Below are 16,932 nucleotides of genomic sequence, written 5' to 3'. Positions count from 1 at the left end.
GCTTGAACTCGGGTTGTCGTATTGGGTTATGAGGGGTGGAGGGTGAGTCCCGTTTCTGCGAGGCAGCCGTCGAGGAGGGCCGGCCGGTACTGGATCTTGCGGAGTCCCTGGCGGACGGTGCGGATGAGGTGGTCTGTGCTGGTGAAGGCGACGTTGGTGGTGTAGCCGCGTCGCAGCAGCGACCAGATGCCTTCGACCGGGTTGAGCTCGGGAGCGTAGGCGGGTAACTGGACGACGGTCAGCCAGTTCTGGCCGTCGATGAAGCGGCGCATGTCCGCGCAGAGATGAGTGCCGAGGTTGTCCCAGATAAGGATGATGGGGGCGCCGAGCTGACGGTGAGCGGCGATCAGGAGGTCTCGGTAGTCCGTCCAGGCAAAGCTCCGGCGGCCCTCACGTCGGCTGCCATGCCGCTTGGGCCGGTAGATCAGGCGGGAGGGTTGGCCTGTCTTGTAGCAGGCCAGGGCGGCGATGGACAGCTGGCGCGAGGTGCGGCCGCGCACCCTGATCACCGGGGTGTGGCCGCGCCTGGCCCACGTGCGTGCGGTGGGCGGCGTCATCGAGAAGCCGGCTTCGTCCTCGAAGACGACCCATGCGTCGAGCGCCGCCGCGGTGTTTCCACGTGCGGCCAGGTCTCCTTCACCCAGCCACAGATGGCCTCCTCGTCGCGTTCGACGGCCCGTCTGGTCGGCACCTGGCAGGAGAAGCCATGCCTGATCAGCAGCTTGCGCACCCCTTGCAGGGTGTAGCTCTTATGGAAACGCCGGCCGATCACGGTCTTCACCCGTGACAGTGTCCAGCGCTGGTCCGGCCAGCCGTGCGCCACCGGCCCCTTCGCCAACTCCGCCTCCAGCTGGGCGAACTGGGCATCGCTCAACCGGGGAACGGAGGCGGATCCCGCTGACCGCAGGGCCCGCGGGCCGCCCTTGTCCCACAACCGCCGCCACCGCTGCACCGACCGGACGCTGACCCGTAACTCCGCCGCGATCGCCGAACTCGGCTCACCAGCGGCGAACCGCTCTGCGGCCATCATGCGGATCCCCTCGCGGAACTGCCGGCGCTCGTCCGACAGACCGCCGCCCTGCGCGTACCTCATGACAACGGAATACCGCGAGGATCAAGCCCTGTCAGCAACTGCGACAACCCGAGTTCAATCTCAGTAGAGGTCCTAACAAAGGCGTTGGACGTGGCGGTGGGTGATGAGGCAGGTGGCGAGGCCGAGGAAGGCTTCGTGGATGTCGTCGCGTCGTTCCCAGCGGATCCGCAGGCGGCGGAAACCGTGCAGCCAGGCGATCGTGCGCTCGACCACATAGCGGAACATGCCCAGGCCGCTGCCGTGTTCCTGTCCTCGTTCGGCGATGACCGGACGGATGCCGCGGGCCCAGAGCAATCGGCGGTACTTGTCGTGGTCGTAGCCGCGGTCGGCGAGGAGCGCATCGGGTCTGCGTCGGGGCCGGCCGACGACGCCGGCCACGGCCGGGACCTTGTCCAGCAGGGGCAGCAACTGCGTGACGTCGTTGCGGTTTCCGCCGGTCAGGGACACCGCGAGCGGGATGCCCTGGGCGTCGGTGAGGACGTGGTGCTTGCTGCCCGGCCGTGCGCGGTCGACCGGGCTGGGGCCGCTTTTGGGCCGCGCCGAGCGGCCCGCACGTGGGAGGAGTCGATCACCGCCCGCGACCAGTCCAGCTTCTTCGCTACCCGCAGCTTCTTCAGCAGTATCAGGTGCAGTTCGTCCCACACGCCGGCCTCGTTCCAGGCGGCCAGCCGCCGCCAGCACGTCATGCCCGAGCCGAAGCCCAACTCCTGTGGGAGGTACTCCCATTGGATGCCGGTGTGCAGCACGAACAGGATCCCGCACAAGGCCTGCCGGTCCGGTACCCGCGGCCGGCCCTCCACCAGCTTCGGCCCCGGCTCGGGCAGCAACGGCTCGATGAGCGACCACAGTTCATCCGACACGATCCAAGGCCGCGACTGTCGCTTTCCCACGACCAGACCAACGACCATCCAAGCCGAAGGTCACATGATCAACAGCTTCTGTTAGGACCTCTTAGTCGTGTGCGGTGTGCGACGTCGTCGCCGGGCTGCTCATTCCCTGCTGGAGGGCTCGGCAGGACGCAGGTGGATCACCGCCGGGTTTGACACTGAGGTAGCGGCCCTCACGTCTGCGGGGTTCGGGTGCGCAGCCGGTCGATCTCAGCGAGCACGCGGTCCACATGCGGTCGCACCTGCGCCTGCAATGCGTCGCTCCAGCTCTCCTCGGCGTAGGGGCAGTTGAGATAGAGCTGCCTGGCGTGCTCGAGGGCGGGACGGTGCTCGGGCGGGAGCTGGGCGAGGGCCCAGTCGGCGGCGGCGTCCTTCGACTTGATCTGGCCAGTGGCGAGCGTGGTCCAGATGCGGGCGAAGGTCAGCAGGACGTTGCGGGTGTCGCCTTCCAGGTCGTCGAGCAGGCCGGGGATACCCGCCACGCTCGCCCGGACCAGGTCGGCCTGCGGGACCGGGGCAAGGACCTGCGCCGGGCGCGGGCCGGTGAGTGTCCGCCCCGCCCGCCAGCGCGTACCGGATGGCCTGGCCGATGCCTCGGCTGGTGGCCGTGAGTGGTGCCTTGCGGCTGCCCGGCAGAACGCCGAGTCCGCAGACGGCCGCTGCCTCGATGAGGACGGTACGGCCGTGCACCGCGACCGGGGCCGTGACGGACTGCCCGGTCGGCCCGGTCACCGTGATCTTCTCGGGGCGGAACCGGCCCGCGCAGGCGGCGGCCACGCTGCCCTCGCCACCGTCCGCCAGCGCGAGCCGTCGGACCTGTGCGTGCGGGGCACCTTCCAACAGGCCGTGCTCCAGGGCGCGGGCGGCCTCGTCGGCGCTGAGGGAGCCCTTGAACTTGTCCGGGGCGACCAGGACGGACACCATCAGGACGCCACCTCGGCGCTGGGCGCCACGGCCGGTCGGCTCTTCGCCGGTTCCGGCTCCGCTTGCCTCTCCTCTTCCGGCTCCGCTTCTGTCTCGGTGGTCACCGGAGGTTCCACCGCCCTGCCCGCCAGCACCTCGCGTGCCCGCGCCAGGTCCAGGGTGTTTTCCCATCGGGCGATGAAGAGGGTGGCGACGGCGTTGCCGGAGAAGTTCACCATGGCCCGGCACTCGGACATGAACTTGTCGATGCCGAAGACGAGCATGATGCCCGCGGCGCCCTTGGAGGTCAGCAACATGACGGCGAGCAGCCCGAGTTGCTGGGTGACGGACAACGGGGTGTCGGTGGCCTGGGCGATGTACAGCGTCGCGAGGGAGAGGTAGATCGCCGCGCCGTCGAGGTTGAAGCTGTAGCCGGTCGGCACGACCAGGCCGACCGTGGACCTCTCCACTCCCATGTGCTGGAGCTTGCGCATCAGTCCGGGCAGCGCGGGCTCGGCGGTGGACGTGCCCAGGACCAGCAGGTACTCCTCCTTGAAGTAGCGGAAGAGCTGGAAGATGTTCAGCTTCACGTAGGCGCCCAGCACACCGCCGAGCACCACCACGACGAACAGGATCGAGGTGACGTAGAAGAGCAGGATCAGCGAACCCAGGCTGCTCAGTGTGGACAGGCCGAACTTACCGATCGCGTACGCCATCGCACCGAAGGCGCCCAGCGGCGCGACCTTCATGACGTACGACAGCACCTTGAAGACGACCTCGGTCATCCGGTGCACACCCGCGATGACCGGCTCGCCCGTCTTCCCCACCGCTTTCAGCGCGATGCCGAAGATCACCGCCAGGAAGATCACCTGGAGGATGTCGCCCTCGACGAACGGGCCGAAGAAGCTGTCCGGCACGATGTGGGTGAGGAACTCCCACCACTGCTGGTGCTCGCCCTTCTCGATGTACTCGCCCGCGTCGCCGGAGGTATCCAGGGTCGACGCGTCGGCGTGCACGCCGTCGCCGAGCCGGAAGATGTTGATCGCCACCAGGCCCGCCGCCATGGCGACGATCGTGCCGACCTGGAAATATGCCAGCGCCTTGATCCCGGTGAGCCCGACCTTCTTCAGGTCCGCGACGCCCGCTATGCCGCCGATGATGGTCAGGAACACGATCGGGCCGATCAGCATCTTCATCGCGGTGACGAACGTCGTGCCGAGCGGCTCCATGGCGGTGGCGAGCTCCGGCCACCGCCAGCCCAGCACGATGCCGATCACGATCGCCACCAGAACCTGGACGTACAACTGCCGGTACCACGGTTTCGCCGCGATGCGCGTGGCCTGTGCGGCTCGCTCGTTGTCCGGGGTTTGCGTCATTGCAGCCTCCCTGATCGCGCGACACCGAGCCCGATCGGCACGCGCCAGCTTGGGCCACAGTGAATCGGGCCACACATCAGGGGTCCACGACCAAAAATCGATGCCCCGCATAGGCCAGGCCTATCAATACCGGCACAGGCCGCAGGCTCCACCGTGTGGAGGAATAGGAGGCCTTGTGAGCGTGGAGAGTGCCATCTGCGGTGCAGCCCGGCTCACATTCTGCGGCTCCGTCTCGGATGCCCTGAGTGCGATCTGCCGTCTTGGTGCTGTGACCGCACAGGTTCGCCTTGTTGGTATTCGAGACGGTTGGATGTGCGGTGATGTCCGATCGGCCGGGGCGGCCGTGATGGGGGTCCTGTGCGTGCCGCCGGTCAGTAGCGGCTCAGGATCGCCGCGAGGTCGGGCGGTGCGACTTCGGGGGTGCGGGCCAGAGCGCGGGACTCGACGGCGCCGATGTGGCGGAGGACCAGCTGCTCCGCAGCGTCCGCCTCCCCCGCGTCGAGCAGGGCGATCAGCTCCTGGTACTCGGCGACTGACTCGCTCTGGTCGTGCGGGTGGCCGTGCACCACCAGGATCAGCGCGCAGCGCCACACCACCTCGGACAGATAGCGCTCCATCAGCGGATTGCCGCAGTGCTCGCCGAGCTTGATATGGAACTCCGCCGCAAGCCGGCCGCAGAGCCGGTGGTTCTGCTGGTCGGTGGCGTCCCGTTCGGCGCCCACATGCCTCGTGAAGGCCGCGGATGCGCTGCGGTCCCAGGTGGCGGCGGCGAGGTGGACGGTCTCCCGCTCCAGACAGCGGCGGACCTCGAAGACCGCCTTGGCGTCATCGGCACCGGGGGTGGCGACTGTGGCCGACTTGGTCTTGCCCGACTCAACTCTGCCAACTCCGCCCAGGACAGGGGCGCAGCGTGGACACCGTCAACGGGGACACGGTGCACGGCGTCCACGCTGAGCCACACTTGCACTCGGCGCGTGCGGTGACTGTCATAATCTCTGGATGGCAGGCAGACAACTCCCGGCAGGTTGGACCCAAGAGGAGATCCGTAGGGTTTCCGGCGACCGTGAGGCCACACCTCTCGACACCGATCGAGTCGTGACAGGCTGGCCGGCACAATCCGAGCGGCTTCGCCCCGAAATCGTCTTGGGATTCCACGGGCTCTGCCTGGTGAAAGCCGTCAACGATGACGACTGGTACATGGGCAGTCTCAACGACGATGGCAGCGTCATCTGCTGGAGCGCCTACGGCGACCTCTACGAGGCACTTCGCGGCCTCTAGCCCGACGACATCTGTGCCGGTTGGACGCCAACGCCCGTCTCAGGTTCCCTCTCATTCAGCGCCGTGCACGGCCGTTCAGACGAGACCGAAGGCGGTAGCCGGGCCCACGACCGGCCGTCGATGAGCGCACGTGAACGGCCCTGTCCGAGGCCCCAGAGCCCACCACTTCAGTTGGCAAACGTCATGGGCAACCCCTCACAAGTGCGAGTCTCGTATCCACCCGCAGCCGCCCACTTGGGCTGACGCGGGCCTCTGTCCGGTTCACCGGTGTCAGGGCCTTCGTCGTGCTCCATCTGGCAGATCCCACCCAGATCCCGCGGGAGACTACGCCCTTCACGCGCTCCCCCAGCTCTTGAACATGGCTCCGCCTGGTGCGTCGCTCACCCGCCGGCAGTGACCATGCCGGTCGTCTCCCGCCGTTCGGGGGATACGCGCGCCACCTCCGGCGCGTTTCCCGCCCCGCCGGGCATCCCTTGATGGAACGAAAGGGAGACATGATGCCGCTCTATCTATCGAGGTTCAGCTACACGCCGGAGACTTGGGCGAGGCTGATCGACCACCCCGAGGACCGCGCAAAGGCCGCGCAGTCGTATATCGAGTCCGTCGGCGGCAAGCTCCATGGCTTCTGGTATGCCTTCGGCACGCACGACGGCTACAACCTGTGGGAGGCCCCCGACAACACGTCCATGGCCGCAGTTGCGCTGGCGATCAGTGGCGGCGGCGCGCTCAGCTCGTTTGAGACGACTGTTCTCCTGACCGTCGATGAAACAATCGATGCCCTGCGCAAAGCCGAGCAAGTCCAGTACCGCGCTCCCGGCACGTAGCAGTCCAAATCACTGTCACAGCTGGGTTCAGACAGGCCCCCTCCGCTCAAGGCCGGCGGCACTATCCGCCCAGCGTCCGAGGCAGGCCGAAGCCCGGTAGCAGGCTGTTGTCGACGAAGCGGGTGAGGGACGAGATCCCATTGCCGGACACCGTGAGGACGAGCAGTCCGTGGGCGTGGGCGATCGGGGTCCGCGGATCGAGCAGGTAGCAGCCGAACGCGGGCTGGCCGTTGGCGTGTGTGGGCACCAGCCGGAACCGGCGGTCGTCCCGCATGGCGATCGTCGACAGGAAGTGGCCGACGGCGCCGAGGCCCTGGTATTCGAACGGCAGCGGCGGCATGGTCAGCCATACGTCGTCGGTGAGCAGGGCGAGGATCGCGTCGACGTCCGCGCGCTCGAAAGCCCGGGCGAAGTCGTCGACGAGTTTGCGTTCACGCGGCGAGTACGGCGGCGCCGTGTCGTCGCGGTCACCCTCGGGCAGCCGGGTCGCGAGTGTCGCGCGGGCCCGCTTCAGCGCGCTGGTGACCGAGTCCACGGTGGTGTCCAGCATCCCGGCGACCTCGGCAGCGCGAAAGCCGAGCACGTCCCGCAGCACCAGCACGGCCCGCTGCCGGGGCGGTAGCTGCTGCAGGGCGACGAGGAACGCCAGGGAGACCGACTCCTTGGTCTCGTAACGCGCCTCAGGTCCGGGTGCATGATCCGGCAACTCGTCGAGTAGGACGTCCGGGTAGGGCTCTAGCCAGCTGGGATCGCTGCGACGGGTGGGTTCGGGCAACGGGATCTCCAGACGGTACGCCGGTTGCTCACGCGACCGGCGGGTGCTGTCCCGCAGCGCGTTCAGGCAGCGGTTGGTCGCGATCCGGTAGAGCCAGGAACGCAGCGACGAGCGGCCCTCGAACCCCTCGAGCCCGCGCCAGGCCGCCAGGAGGGTCTCCTGCAGCAGGTCCTCGGCGTCCTGAACCGAGCCGAGGATGCGGTAGCAGTGCACCTGCAACTCGCGCCGGTAGGGCTCGGTGAGCTTGCGAAACGCCTGCCCGTCGCCGGCTCGCGCCCGCTCCAGGGTCTCCTCGTCCTGCATCACGTCGCCTCCCACGCTTCGGTCCGACGCCAGTACTGACACCAGCCGCGTCCGAAAGTGGTCGCTGCTCAGCCCGGAGATATCGCCGCCCAACACGCGAGGGGGCGCCGCCCAGTTTCCGTGCCACCTCGTGTCTCCACCACCGGCAACACACAACACAGCGGCGGGACCATCAGTGAGCAGTGAAAAATCCGGCACAGTGACGGCGGCGCAGCGCTGGGCGCTCGCCCTGGCGTCGGTGGGGTCCTTCGTGGTCGTGCTCGACCTGCTGGTGGTGGCCACGGCGCTGACCGCGATCCAGCGCGACCTGCATGCGTCGATCGAGGACCTGGAGTGGACGGTCAACGCCTACGCCCTCAGCTTCGCGGCCCTACTGATGACCGCCGCGTCCCTCGGCGACCGCTTCGGCCGCCGACGGTTGTTCGTCGCGGGGCTGGCCCTGTTCGCCGTCGCGTCGGCCGTGTGTGCGCTGGCACCCGGTGCCGGTGCCCTGATCGCGGCACGCGCCGCGCAGGGCGTCGGTGCGGCAATCATCATGCCGCTCGCCCTGGGCCTGCTGAACGCGGCGTTCCCGCCGGAGCGACGCGGGTGGGCGCTGGGGATCTACGGCAGCGTCAGCGGCCTCGCCGTGCTGCTCGGCCCGGTACTGGGCGGTGTGATCACGGAGGGGCTCGCCTGGCAGTGGATCTTCTGGCTGAACGTGCCGGTCGGCCTGGCCGCGATTCCGTTCGTGCTCACCAGGATCGACGAGGGCTTCGGCCGGGGCGCCACGGTGGACCTGCCCGGCCTCGCGCTGTTCACGCTGGCCGCGTTCGGACTCGTGTGGGGCCTGGTCCGGGCGGACTCCGCCGGATGGGGCAGCCCCGAGGTGACCGGCACGCTCAGCGCGGGCGCGGTGCTGGTCGCGGTGTTCCTCGGTTGGCAGTCACGGACCCGTACGCCGATGCTGCCGCTGCGGTTGTTCGGCTCCCGCGCCTTCTCCGTCGGCAACGCGGTGATCTTCCTGCTCAACGCATCCATGACCGGCGCGGTGTTCTTCCTGACCCAGTACCAGCAGATCGCCCTCGGACAGGGCCCGCTGGGCGCCGGTCTGCGCATGCTGCCGTGGGGCATCGCGGTGGTCCTGCTCGCGCCGCGCGCCGGAGCGCTTGCCGACCGGCTGGGCGAACGCTCGCTGGTCGTCGCCGGTCTCGTCCTGCAGACCGCCGGAATGGCGTGGATCGCACTGATCGCCGCGCCTCGCCTTTCCTACGCGGCGCAGGTGGTGCCGATGAGCCTCGCGGGCATCGGCTTCGCGCTGGCGATTCCCGCTGTCACCAAGGCGGTGGTGAGCACCAGCGCACCAGCCGACATCGGCAAGGCGTCCGGCGCCTACAGCACGATGCGTCAGCTCGGCGGCGCGTTCGGCGTCGCGATCGCGGCCGCCGTGTTCGGCGCGCGGGGCAGTTATGCCTCCGCTTCGGCGTTCAGCGACGGATTCGGGCCGGCCATGGGGGTAGCCGCCGCACTCGCACTCGGCGGTGTGCTGGCGGGCGTGATCCTGCCGACACCGACGCGGCCGGCTCGGCCCGCGCCGATGGGGGCACCGACCGAGGGCGACCGGGCGGAGGCATCTCGTGGCTAGTGCTGTGAAGGCATAAGTTCGGTTCCCCGGGTGCGGTCAGGCCGCGGTTTTGAAGGGGCGCCCGCCCCATCGGATGCCTTTCTCGCGGTGGATGCGGGCGCGTTCGCGGCGTTCGGCAGCCAGGACGTCGCGGTGGCGGGTGTTGGCGTTGCGCCAGCGCAGTCGCGTATGGAGCAGTCTCAGCAGTCCCCTGTCAGAGGTGAAGGTCCCCGCCCCAGCCTGCTCGGCCTGCCGTTCACGCGCTGGTCGGTGCGCAATATCGCCCCGCCTACCTACGCAGGGCCCCGGGACGGTGCATATGCATCGGCAGGGAGACCCTGCGGTGCCTGCACATCCCACCCCAGATCACCTTTCAACGGACCAAGGCGTGGAAGGAGTCCACCGACCCGGACAAGGACGCCAAGCCGGACCGGATCGAGTGCGCCCTCAACGAGCGCCCCGACCGCACCTTCGCCTTCGACGAGTTCGGCCCACTCGGCATACCCCCGACCGCCGGGACCTGTTCGGCCAGGCAGGGCAGCCCGGCCGGCCCCCGGCCACCTTCCACCGCACCCACGGAGTGCGCTACTTCCACGGCTGCTACTCCGTCGGCGACGACACGCTCCGGGGTGTCAACCGGCAATCGCAAGGGCGCCGATCACAGCCTCGCCGCGCTCAAGAGCATCCGGGCCGTCCACCCGGACGGCGCCCAGATCTACGTCATCCTCGACAGCTTCTCCTCCCACAAAGGCAGCAGGATCCGCCGATGGGCGGCCAGGAACAAAGTCGAGCTCTGCTTCACGCCAACCAACGCGTCCTGGGCCAACCCGATCGAGGCGCACTTCGGGCCGCTGCGGCGGTCCACCCTCGCAGACTCCAGCCATCCCAACCACACCGTCCAAACCCGGGCGCTGCACCTCCACCTGCACTGGCGCAACCAGAAAGCACGCCATCAAGGCGTCCTGGCCGCCCAGCGCCGGGAACGCGCCCCTCTCCGCAGCGAGAAAGGGCATCCGCTGGGGCGGCCGCCCTCTCAACCCCGCGGCCTGAGCGCCGCGCCGTGACTGTCGGCGATCTGACACGAGCGGCCTCGCCGCAGGTCCAAGGCCCGTCAGGGCTTTTCGGGCTTGCGGGCCAGCAGGCAGGCGTGCGGTCTGTTCACGCGTCCGCCGGGCTCCTGTTCCAGTCTCGCGGTGACGACGAGTCCGGCTTGCTCCAGCAGGTCGACCATGCGGTTCAGGGGCAGGAGGTACGACTCGTAGGACACCGGATGGCCATAGCCGTGGGTCGGCTGCAGCCGTTCATCGCCGACATAGTCTCCCCAGAGCAGGTAGCCGCCGGGCGCGAGCGTGCGGTGGAACTCGGCGAACACATCCGGCAGCCACTGCGGGGGCGTGTGGTGGGTGGAGTACCAGGCCAGGATGCCGCCGAGTTCGTCGTCCCTCATCTCCAGCGCGGTCATCGAGCCCGCGGTGAACCGCAGGTGCGGATAGGCGTGTCGGGCCAGCCCGATCATCTTCGGCGACAGATCGACGCCGAAGGCGGACACCCCCAGCCCGGCCAGGTGCGCCGTCACGCGGCCGGGGCCGCATCCCAGGTCCGCGACCGGCCCCAGACCAGCCGTCCGCACGAACTCGGCGAACCCGGCCAGCATCGCGCGTGACAGCGGGTCCATCTCGGCAGGAGGCGGGACGCGTTCGACGTAATCGGCGGCGACCGTGTCGTACGAGTCGCGGACGGCGGTCAGAAAGGAGGGCTCAGCCATGCGGGCGACCCTAGACCCGAGAACTGACAGGCCGCGTCACGACCTTGAGTTGCGCGACATCCACCGCTGCCGACACCCCGCAGTCACACCACTCCGGTGATCGTTTCCGGTCAGAGCACTAGATATGCAGTGGCGGCAGGCGCGGGGGTACCAGAGACCATCCCCGCGGGCGCGGAGAGCACGTGCCGGACTGGGGTCCGGGGGCTTGCGCCCTCACCGCGGCGATCAGGGCGCCCGCTACGCCGAGGGCTCCGATCGACGAGAGCGGCGGCCCCGGCCCTCAGGCAGCGCCTTGGGCCACGTACGCCGTGGCCATGGCGTACAGCTGCGAGACAGCAGAACGTCGCGCGGAAATCGCAGTGCGGCGCGAGCAGGCGTGCCGCAGACTTCCTGGGTGATCGTTCTGCAGCCCGTCCTGGAGATCTACGCCTCTGACGGCTTCACCCTGTGGCCTGTCGCAGAGTCCGCGCCGTACGGCTTCCTGCCGCTGAGCGGCGCACTCGATCCTGCCGAGGTCGGCACAGCCGTGATGCGCATTGCCGACTGCAACAACATCGATCCTGAGGACGATGGTCGCCCGCCACGGCCCGCCGACCCACTCGGGGGCTTCCTGCACGGACTGCTCACCATGAACGACCTCTTCGCCTCGGGCGGCCTGCGGGTCACCGACACCGCAAGGGACATCACGCTGCTGCCGGGCTGCTGCAACGGGCTGGATGAGAGGCGCGACTGGCTTGAGGTCATCGACGGCAACGGCTGGGCGTCCTTCGGTCACGACCCCTCTCCGCTCGCTGAACGAGACGGCAAAATCGTCCGATTGACCCTCGACGCCGAGCATGACAACAGCCCAGTGATCGAGCTACCCGTCACCGACCTGCGTCGCCTACTTGCCGACGCAGAGCGCGACCTGATCGACTTCCTCCAACTAGCCGCCGCCTGGGCCACCCTGCACCTGCGTGAATACGCCGCCCCTGCCACCGCCGCCCTCGGCCGCGCCCTGGACCTGCCCCCGAACCCGTAGGGCTCGTGCTGGCGCACTACCTCGGATTCATTGGCCACCCTCAGGCTCGAGGCAGTCAGCTGGATCTTTACGGGACATCCCTACAACCAGCGGACTCCCCTCGCGACCGCAACGCCCGGTGGGCCCCTGCGGGCAGCGAAGGTGTCAAGGCACTCGCGGGAACTGGCCGGCCGCGGCCGGGGAGCCTCCCCAGAGCGCGGGTGGTGGATGGGACATCCAACTGGTTGTGTGAAGCAGCATTTTCTGCCCTCGTCCAGGGGTCGATACGGTCCGATTCATGGAGCAGATTTTTCCGACGGCCGAGAAAATCACGGCTGCCTTGCGTGCCGGTGAAGTGACCTCGGCAGAACTGACTGACGAGGCGATCGCCCGTATCGAGCGGGACGACAAGGCGATCAACGCTATCTGTGTGCCGGACTTCGACCGTGCACGGGCCGCCGCGCGCCGCGCCGACCAAGCGCGCGCCGACGGTGAGGACAGGCCGCTGCTCGGCATTCCGGTAACGGTCAAAGAGTCCTACAACATCGCTGGCATGCCCACGACTTGGGGCCTGCCGCAACACCGGGCCTATGTGCCGGCCGAGGACGCGGTACAGGTGTCGCGGCTCAAGGCCGCGGGCGCGGTGGTGCTCGGCAAGACCAATGTGCCCTTGGGGCTGCAAGATATCCAGAGCTTCAACGAGATCTACGGCACCACGAACAATCCGTGGGATCACGATCGCACGCCGGGCGGGTCCTCCGGCGGATCAGCGGCGGCCCTGGCGTCCGGGTTCTGCGCGCTGTCCATCGGCTCCGACCTCGCCGGTTCGCTGCGCACCCCCGCGCATTTCTGCGGCATCTATGCGCACAAGCCGACACTCGGACTGGCGGCAACCCGCGGCATGGTCGCGCCGCCGGCACCGCCATTGCCGGTCGACCTCGACCTCGCCGTCGTCGGTCCGATGGCGCGCAGTGCCCGCGACCTGACGCTCCTGCTCGATGTCATGGCCGGACCGGACCCGCTGACGCTCGGTGTGGCGCACGACTTGACGCTGCCGCCCGCGCGGCACGAGCGGCTCGGCGACTTCCGGATCTTGGTCGTCGACGAGCATCCGCTCATTCCGACCGGGTCCGCTGTGCGGGCGGGCGTGAACCGGGTGGCCGACGCCCTTGTCGACGGCGGCGCCCGCGTCGAACGGCACAGTCCGCTGCTGCCCGATCTGACCGAAGCCGCGACGCTCTACACACAGTTGCTGTTTTCGAGCTCCCTTGCGCGTTTCCGCGTCGAAGCGTACGAGCAGTTGCGGACGCGCGCCGCCGGGCTGAGAGCAGACGACCAGAGTCTCGATGCGGCGCGGCTACGCGGCATGGCGTTCAGCCACCGTGACTGGATCGAGGCGAACAACCGTCGCGAGCTCCACCGCCATGGCTGGCGGCAGCTCTTCGCGGAGTTCGACGCCGTGGTGTGTCCCATCACGCCTACTCCCGCGTTCCCGCACGATCACAACCCCGATCCAAGAGAACGCCGGATCGACATCGACGGCGTCGAGTACCCGTACTTCGACCAGCTGGTCTGGGCCGGTGTGGCCACCATGCCCGGCCTACCCGCCACCGCCATACCCGCAGGCCGGTCCCCCGAGGGTCTGCCGGTGGGAGTGCAGCTCATCGGCCCGTTGTTCGAGGACCGCACCCCACTTCGGCTGGCCGAACTGCTCGAGCACGAGATCGGCGGCTTCGAGGCGCCGAAGTAGGGCGTACAGCCTGGGTGTCCGTCGTGCGGCCTGGCGAACCACGGGGAAGTGCGGCGGGGTTGATACGGCCCACCGATGAAGCGGCCTGAGACAGCGCGGAAGGCGCAGGTCACAGCGCCGCCACAGGAGGCCGATCGCAAGACCCTCCAACCAGCTGTGGGATCTCAGGTTCTGCTTCACAGTCTCCGAGGCATCTGCACACCAGCAGCACCTAGGTGCGGCAGAGCTGCTGTCGCGGACTTATCAGCTCGGCCGCGAAGACCGTTTCGTCGTCGAGGTCCCACTTCGTGAGGCGGCCGCGGGTGGACGCGTGGGCTACCGCGGGGGCTGTCGGATCGTGAGCCAAGTAGGTCAGCGAACTGTCCTGCGGGGACGGTGCCCGCTCGTGCGAGGAGGATGGCCGCGCCCTCGTGGTGGCTGTCGCCGGGGAGCGTGTAGGCGGCAGCGTCGCACAGTTTCTGGAGAGGGCCGTCGGAGCGGGCGAGGGCATCCCGAACGGAGTCGGTGACCGATGTTCCGTCGTGCGGGAACGCGCCGGTGAAGAGGGCGAGGTGGGCCGACCGCGTGGTGGCGAACCGGGCCGTCGCCCACCGTATCTCCGGCGATGCCGGCCGCGGCCGCTGGTATCTCACCGCGTCCTGGCAGCGCCCTGCCGTGCGGACGATCCCGCTGTAGGCGGCCCGCGTCCCACGGCCTCATCGGCGTGGACACCAACGCCGACCACCTGGCCGCCTACTACCTTGAGCGGCAACCCCGTCGGTGCCCCGATCAGCGTCACCAGATGTTCATGCCTCTGTCGAGCCACACCGCGCGGGTACCGGACGGCGGCGGCACGCTAAAGAAGAGCCAGCCCGGGGGCGGGAAGGAACAGGTCGAGCCCGTGCTGTCCGGCACCCTCGACGCTACGGCCGCGAACCGCGCGTCTGGGATCAATGGAACAAGTCAGGAACGGTGGATGACGGTGTAGTCGCGGGGGTCGAAGCGTGCCACCTGTGTGCGGAGCCGGTCGGTGGACCAGGGCCAGCTGAAGCTGTTGCGGCCGTTGGAGTCCAGGTAGTAGCTCCGGCATCCGCCGGTGTTGTAGACGGTGCCCGCGAGGGCGGCCTGCAGTTCGGTGTTGTAGGCGGTCTGCACGTCGCGGCGTACCTCGACCGAAGCCCACCCCTGGGCGCGTGTTGAGCGGATCGCGCCGAAGGCGAGATCGAGCTGGGCTTCGAGGATGGTGAACGCGGAGCTGTGTCCGGTACCCAGGCCGGGACCGAGAAGCAGAAACGCGTTGGGGAACCCGGCGGTGACGGTGCCGAGGTACGCCTCGGGTGAGCCCTGCCAGTGGTCGGCGAGGGAACGTCCGGCCCCGTCGTGGATGATCCTCGACAGGGGCATGTCGAGGATGTGAAAGCCCGTCCCGAGAATGATCGCGTCCACCTCGGCGCTGCTGCCGTCGGCGCCGAGCACGGTGCTGCCGTCGATCGTGCGGACGGCGCAGGCGTGCACGTCCACATTCGGGCGGGTCAGGGCCGGGTAGTAGTGGTTGGAGAACAGGATGCGCTTGCAGCCGATGGTGTAATGGGGGGTCAGCTTGCGGCGCAGTTCACGGTTCCGGACGGTGGCGCGCAGGTGTGCGCGTGCCAGGGCCTGTACGCCGCGCAGCAGCGAGGGCCTGCGGAACCCGCGGCCCAGCATCTCCATGGCCCGGTACTCCACCGCGGCCAGCGTGGTCCGGGCTCCGGGCACGTGCCGCATCACCCACCGCTCGGCCTTCGGTATGCGATGGTCCGGCTTGGGCAGCACCCACTGGGCAGTGCGCTGGAACAGGTGGAGCCGGTCGACCTGGGGGGCGACGGCCGGGACGAACTGCACGGCGGATGCCCCGGTGCCGAGCACCGCGACCCGCTTGCCGCGCAGGTCGTAGTCGTGGTTCCAGCGCGCGGAGTGGAACACCTCGCCGGGAAACTCCGCAAGGCCCGGGATATCGGGGAGGAGAGGCTCGTTCCACGGCCCGGCGCCGGCGATCAGGAACCGTGCGGTGAACTCGCCGGCACTGGTGCTGATCCGCCACCGTGCCACGTCGGGCTGCCAGTGCGCCTCGGTCATGCGCACACCGAACCGGGTGTGCTCGCGCAGCCGGTGCCGGTCGGCGACCCCTTTCACGTAGGCGAGGATCTCCGGCTGATGCGCGTACACCCTCGTCCAGTCCGGGTTCGGCGCGAACGAGTAGCTGTAGAGCCGGGACGGCACATCGCACTGGCAGCCCGGATAGGTGTTGGCCCGCCAGGTGCCGCCGAAGTCGTCGGCGGCCTCGATGATCAGAAAGTCCCGGATCCGGGCCTCGCGCAACCGGACCCCCGCGCCGACCCCGGAGATGCCGGCACCGATGACGATGACCTCGAAATGGGCGCTCATGCCGTGGTGCTCCGTTCGATGGCTCGCGTGACACGGTCGGGCGCGGTACGCAGGGAGACCTCGAGGGTGGCCGGGCGGCGGGCGATGTCCATCAGGTTGAAGCCCATGACGGCCAGTTCCTCGGCGCCGGGCTCGATCCGGACGACGCGGGTCCCCGCTGCCCGAAGCAGGTGTTCTTCCGCGTCGAGGGTCCGGGTCATCCAGCGCCTGACGACGCGTTCGAGGCGGCTCAGCCCGGTGGCGGGGGCGCCCCCGGACGTCGTCATCGGGGCGACGATCACCACCTCGTCCAGGCCGAGCGGGGCCACGAGGTCGGCCGATGTCGGCGACACCATCCCGCCGTCGAGGTAGGCGCGCCCGTCGATGCGTACGGGAGGAAACCAGCCCGGGATCGCCCACGACGCGGCCATCGCGCTGCCGATGTCGGCGACCGGGGCGTCGGGCGAACCGAACGCGGCCCGTCTACCCGAGCGCGTCTCCGTCGCCACCAGCCACGTGCGTGACGAGGCGAGCCACGTATGACCGTTGGCCAGCGCGGCGCCGTAGCCCCGCAGCCACGCCGCATCCCCCCGGCCGCGCGGCAGGAGGCCGAGCAGCCCCGACCCGAGCGGGACACGACCGCGGGCTGCCGCCGCCATCAGCCCGGCGCCCGGCAGTCCTGGCCACGGAACCGGTGGCAGGGCGCCCGGGTGCGCGCGCACGTGCCGCAGGAGCAGCGGGTCCGCGTCGGACCGGCCCTGCAGTGCCGCGAGCAGGTCGCAGACCGAGCGGCCGGACCCGAGCGCGGACACGATCTCCGCCCCCGCCGACGTCCCCACCAGCACCTCTGCCGTGCGGGTATCCCAGCCGAGCTGCTCCTCGACCGCGGCCAGCGCCGCAACCGCCCATGCGAAGCCGAGGGTGCCGCCACATCCGACGACCAGCCCGCGTCGTTGAGACCCCGTCATGGATTCTCCTGGTATTTGGATTCCA

At 69.1% G+C, this 16,932-nt stretch carries 15 protein-coding genes and 3 pseudogenes; 7 read left to right on the top strand and 11 right to left on the bottom strand.

Annotated features, from left to right (window positions below):
• Positions 1 to 26: 26 nt before the first annotated feature.
• The 6 genes and pseudogenes from OHT76_RS44255 to OHT76_RS42385 form a co-directional block, all read right to left on the bottom strand.
• Positions 27 to 1,093 (bottom strand): IS630 family transposase gene (locus tag OHT76_RS44255; protein WP_443049793.1). Its coding sequence is split into 2 segments (ribosomal slippage): positions 27 to 647 and positions 650 to 1,093, totalling 1,065 coding nucleotides; the frame shifts between segments, so codons are not numbered across the junction.
• 72 nt (positions 1,094 to 1,165) lie between these two features.
• A protein-coding gene (locus tag OHT76_RS42405) for an IS5 family transposase (protein ID WP_328868630.1) occupies positions 1,166 to 2,001 on the bottom strand; the annotation gives its coding sequence in 2 pieces (ribosomal slippage) (positions 1,166 to 1,626 and positions 1,626 to 2,001; 837 coding nt in all).
• 152 nt (positions 2,002 to 2,153) lie between these two features.
• Positions 2,154 to 2,528, bottom strand: a pseudogene (locus tag OHT76_RS42400) (DUF4111 domain-containing protein); the annotation flags it as partial.
• A 61-nt stretch (positions 2,529 to 2,589) separates the two neighbouring features.
• Positions 2,590 to 2,904, bottom strand: a pseudogene (locus OHT76_RS42395) (glycerate kinase); the annotation flags it as partial.
• On the bottom strand, positions 2,904 to 4,259 hold the full coding sequence (locus OHT76_RS42390; RefSeq protein ID WP_328876203.1) for a cation:dicarboxylate symporter family transporter: 1,356 nt from the start codon (positions 4,257 to 4,259) through the stop codon (positions 2,904 to 2,906). The pseudogene OHT76_RS42395 and the gene OHT76_RS42390, both read right to left, overlap by 1 nt.
• A gap of 371 nt (positions 4,260 to 4,630) precedes the next feature.
• Positions 4,631 to 5,053: an FCD domain-containing protein gene (locus OHT76_RS42385; RefSeq protein WP_443049953.1), complete on the bottom strand. Its 423-nt coding sequence runs from the start codon at positions 5,051 to 5,053 to the stop codon at positions 4,631 to 4,633.
• A 205-nt stretch (positions 5,054 to 5,258) separates the two neighbouring features.
• Between OHT76_RS42385 and OHT76_RS42380 the strand changes: the two genes are divergently transcribed.
• Positions 5,259 to 5,537 carry a hypothetical protein gene (locus OHT76_RS42380; RefSeq protein WP_328876202.1) on the top strand — a complete coding sequence of 93 codons (279 nt, stop codon included), beginning with the start codon at positions 5,259 to 5,261 and terminating at the stop codon, positions 5,535 to 5,537.
• A 497-nt stretch (positions 5,538 to 6,034) separates the two neighbouring features.
• Complete coding sequence (locus OHT76_RS42375) at positions 6,035 to 6,361, top strand: GYD domain-containing protein (RefSeq protein ID WP_328876752.1); 327 nt, start codon at positions 6,035 to 6,037, stop codon at positions 6,359 to 6,361.
• Positions 6,362 to 6,422: 61 nt separating this feature from the next.
• On the opposite strand, the gene OHT76_RS42370 is transcribed toward OHT76_RS42375, so the two are convergent.
• Positions 6,423 to 7,439, bottom strand: a complete 1,017-nt coding sequence (locus tag OHT76_RS42370) for a sigma-70 family RNA polymerase sigma factor (RefSeq protein ID WP_328876751.1) — start codon at positions 7,437 to 7,439, stop codon at positions 6,423 to 6,425.
• Positions 7,440 to 7,614: 175 nt separating this feature from the next.
• Here OHT76_RS42370 and OHT76_RS42365 point away from each other — a divergent pair, with 175 nt between their 5' ends.
• A complete protein-coding gene (locus OHT76_RS42365; protein WP_328876201.1) occupies positions 7,615 to 9,063 on the top strand; it encodes an MFS transporter in 1,449 nt (482 codons plus the stop codon).
• A 36-nt stretch (positions 9,064 to 9,099) separates the two neighbouring features.
• Here OHT76_RS42365 and OHT76_RS42360 read toward each other — a convergent pair.
• Positions 9,100 to 9,243: pseudogene (locus tag OHT76_RS42360) on the bottom strand (IS630 family transposase); the annotation flags it as partial.
• Between the two features lie 62 nt (positions 9,244 to 9,305).
• Between OHT76_RS42360 and OHT76_RS42355 the strand changes: the two are divergent.
• A complete protein-coding gene (locus OHT76_RS42355; protein ID WP_328876750.1) occupies positions 9,306 to 10,106 on the top strand; it encodes a transposase in 801 nt (266 codons plus the stop codon).
• A 47-nt stretch (positions 10,107 to 10,153) separates the two neighbouring features.
• Here the strand turns inward: OHT76_RS42355 and OHT76_RS42350 are convergent, their stop codons facing one another.
• Positions 10,154 to 10,807 (bottom strand): class I SAM-dependent methyltransferase, encoded by a 654-nt coding sequence (locus OHT76_RS42350; RefSeq protein WP_328876200.1) that lies wholly within the window; start codon positions 10,805 to 10,807, stop codon positions 10,154 to 10,156.
• Positions 10,808 to 11,201: 394 nt separating this feature from the next.
• Here OHT76_RS42350 and OHT76_RS42345 point away from each other — a divergent pair, with 394 nt between their 5' ends.
• The 3 genes from OHT76_RS42345 (at position 11,202) to OHT76_RS42335 (ending at position 14,232) form a co-directional block, all read left to right on the top strand.
• A complete protein-coding gene (locus OHT76_RS42345; RefSeq protein ID WP_328876199.1) occupies positions 11,202 to 11,828 on the top strand; it encodes a hypothetical protein in 627 nt (208 codons plus the stop codon).
• A 277-nt stretch (positions 11,829 to 12,105) separates the two neighbouring features.
• Positions 12,106 to 13,557, top strand: a complete 1,452-nt coding sequence (locus tag OHT76_RS42340; RefSeq protein ID WP_328876198.1) for an amidase — start codon at positions 12,106 to 12,108, stop codon at positions 13,555 to 13,557.
• 537 nt (positions 13,558 to 14,094) lie between these two features.
• Positions 14,095 to 14,232: a hypothetical protein gene (locus OHT76_RS42335; protein WP_443049897.1), complete on the top strand. Its 138-nt coding sequence runs from the start codon at positions 14,095 to 14,097 to the stop codon at positions 14,230 to 14,232.
• Between the two features lie 267 nt (positions 14,233 to 14,499).
• On the opposite strand, the gene OHT76_RS42330 is transcribed toward OHT76_RS42335, so the two are convergent.
• Together OHT76_RS42330 and OHT76_RS42325 are read right to left on the bottom strand one after the other, a co-directional pair.
• Positions 14,500 to 15,960: a flavin-containing monooxygenase gene (locus OHT76_RS42330; RefSeq protein WP_328876197.1), complete on the bottom strand. Its 1,461-nt coding sequence runs from the start codon at positions 15,958 to 15,960 to the stop codon at positions 14,500 to 14,502.
• Entirely contained in the window at positions 15,957 to 16,907 is a 951-nt protein-coding gene (locus OHT76_RS42325) for a patatin-like phospholipase family protein (RefSeq protein WP_328876196.1), read from the bottom strand. The genes OHT76_RS42330 and OHT76_RS42325 overlap by 4 nt, the downstream gene beginning before the upstream one ends.
• Positions 16,908 to 16,932: the final 25 nt, after the last annotated feature.

It is taken from the genome of Streptomyces sp. NBC_00287, from assembly GCF_036173105.1.
GTDB lineage: Bacteria > Actinomycetota > Actinomycetes > Streptomycetales > Streptomycetaceae > Streptomyces.
This window is presented reverse-complemented; position numbering and strand designations above follow the sequence as displayed.

What these genes read in the sequence shown, in the direction of transcription:
- OHT76_RS42390 (WP_328876203.1), bottom strand. Translation starts at nt 4,259, where the DNA reads ATGACGCAAACCCCGGACAACGAGCGAGCCGCACAGGCCACGCGCATC.
- OHT76_RS42330 (WP_328876197.1), bottom strand. Translation starts at nt 15,960, where the DNA reads ATGAGCGCCCATTTCGAGGTCATCGTCATCGGTGCCGGCATCTCCGGG.
- OHT76_RS42350 (WP_328876200.1), bottom strand. Translation starts at nt 10,807, where the DNA reads ATGGCTGAGCCCTCCTTTCTGACCGCCGTCCGCGACTCGTACGACACG.
- OHT76_RS42370 (WP_328876751.1), bottom strand. Translation starts at nt 7,439, where the DNA reads ATGCAGGACGAGGAGACCCTGGAGCGGGCGCGAGCCGGCGACGGGCAG.
- OHT76_RS42380 (WP_328876202.1), top strand. Translation starts at nt 5,259, where the DNA reads ATGGCAGGCAGACAACTCCCGGCAGGTTGGACCCAAGAGGAGATCCGT.
- OHT76_RS42340 (WP_328876198.1), top strand. Translation starts at nt 12,106, where the DNA reads ATGGAGCAGATTTTTCCGACGGCCGAGAAAATCACGGCTGCCTTGCGT.
- OHT76_RS42375 (WP_328876752.1), top strand. Translation starts at nt 6,035, where the DNA reads ATGCCGCTCTATCTATCGAGGTTCAGCTACACGCCGGAGACTTGGGCG.
- OHT76_RS42325 (WP_328876196.1), bottom strand. Translation starts at nt 16,907, where the DNA reads ATGACGGGGTCTCAACGACGCGGGCTGGTCGTCGGATGTGGCGGCACC.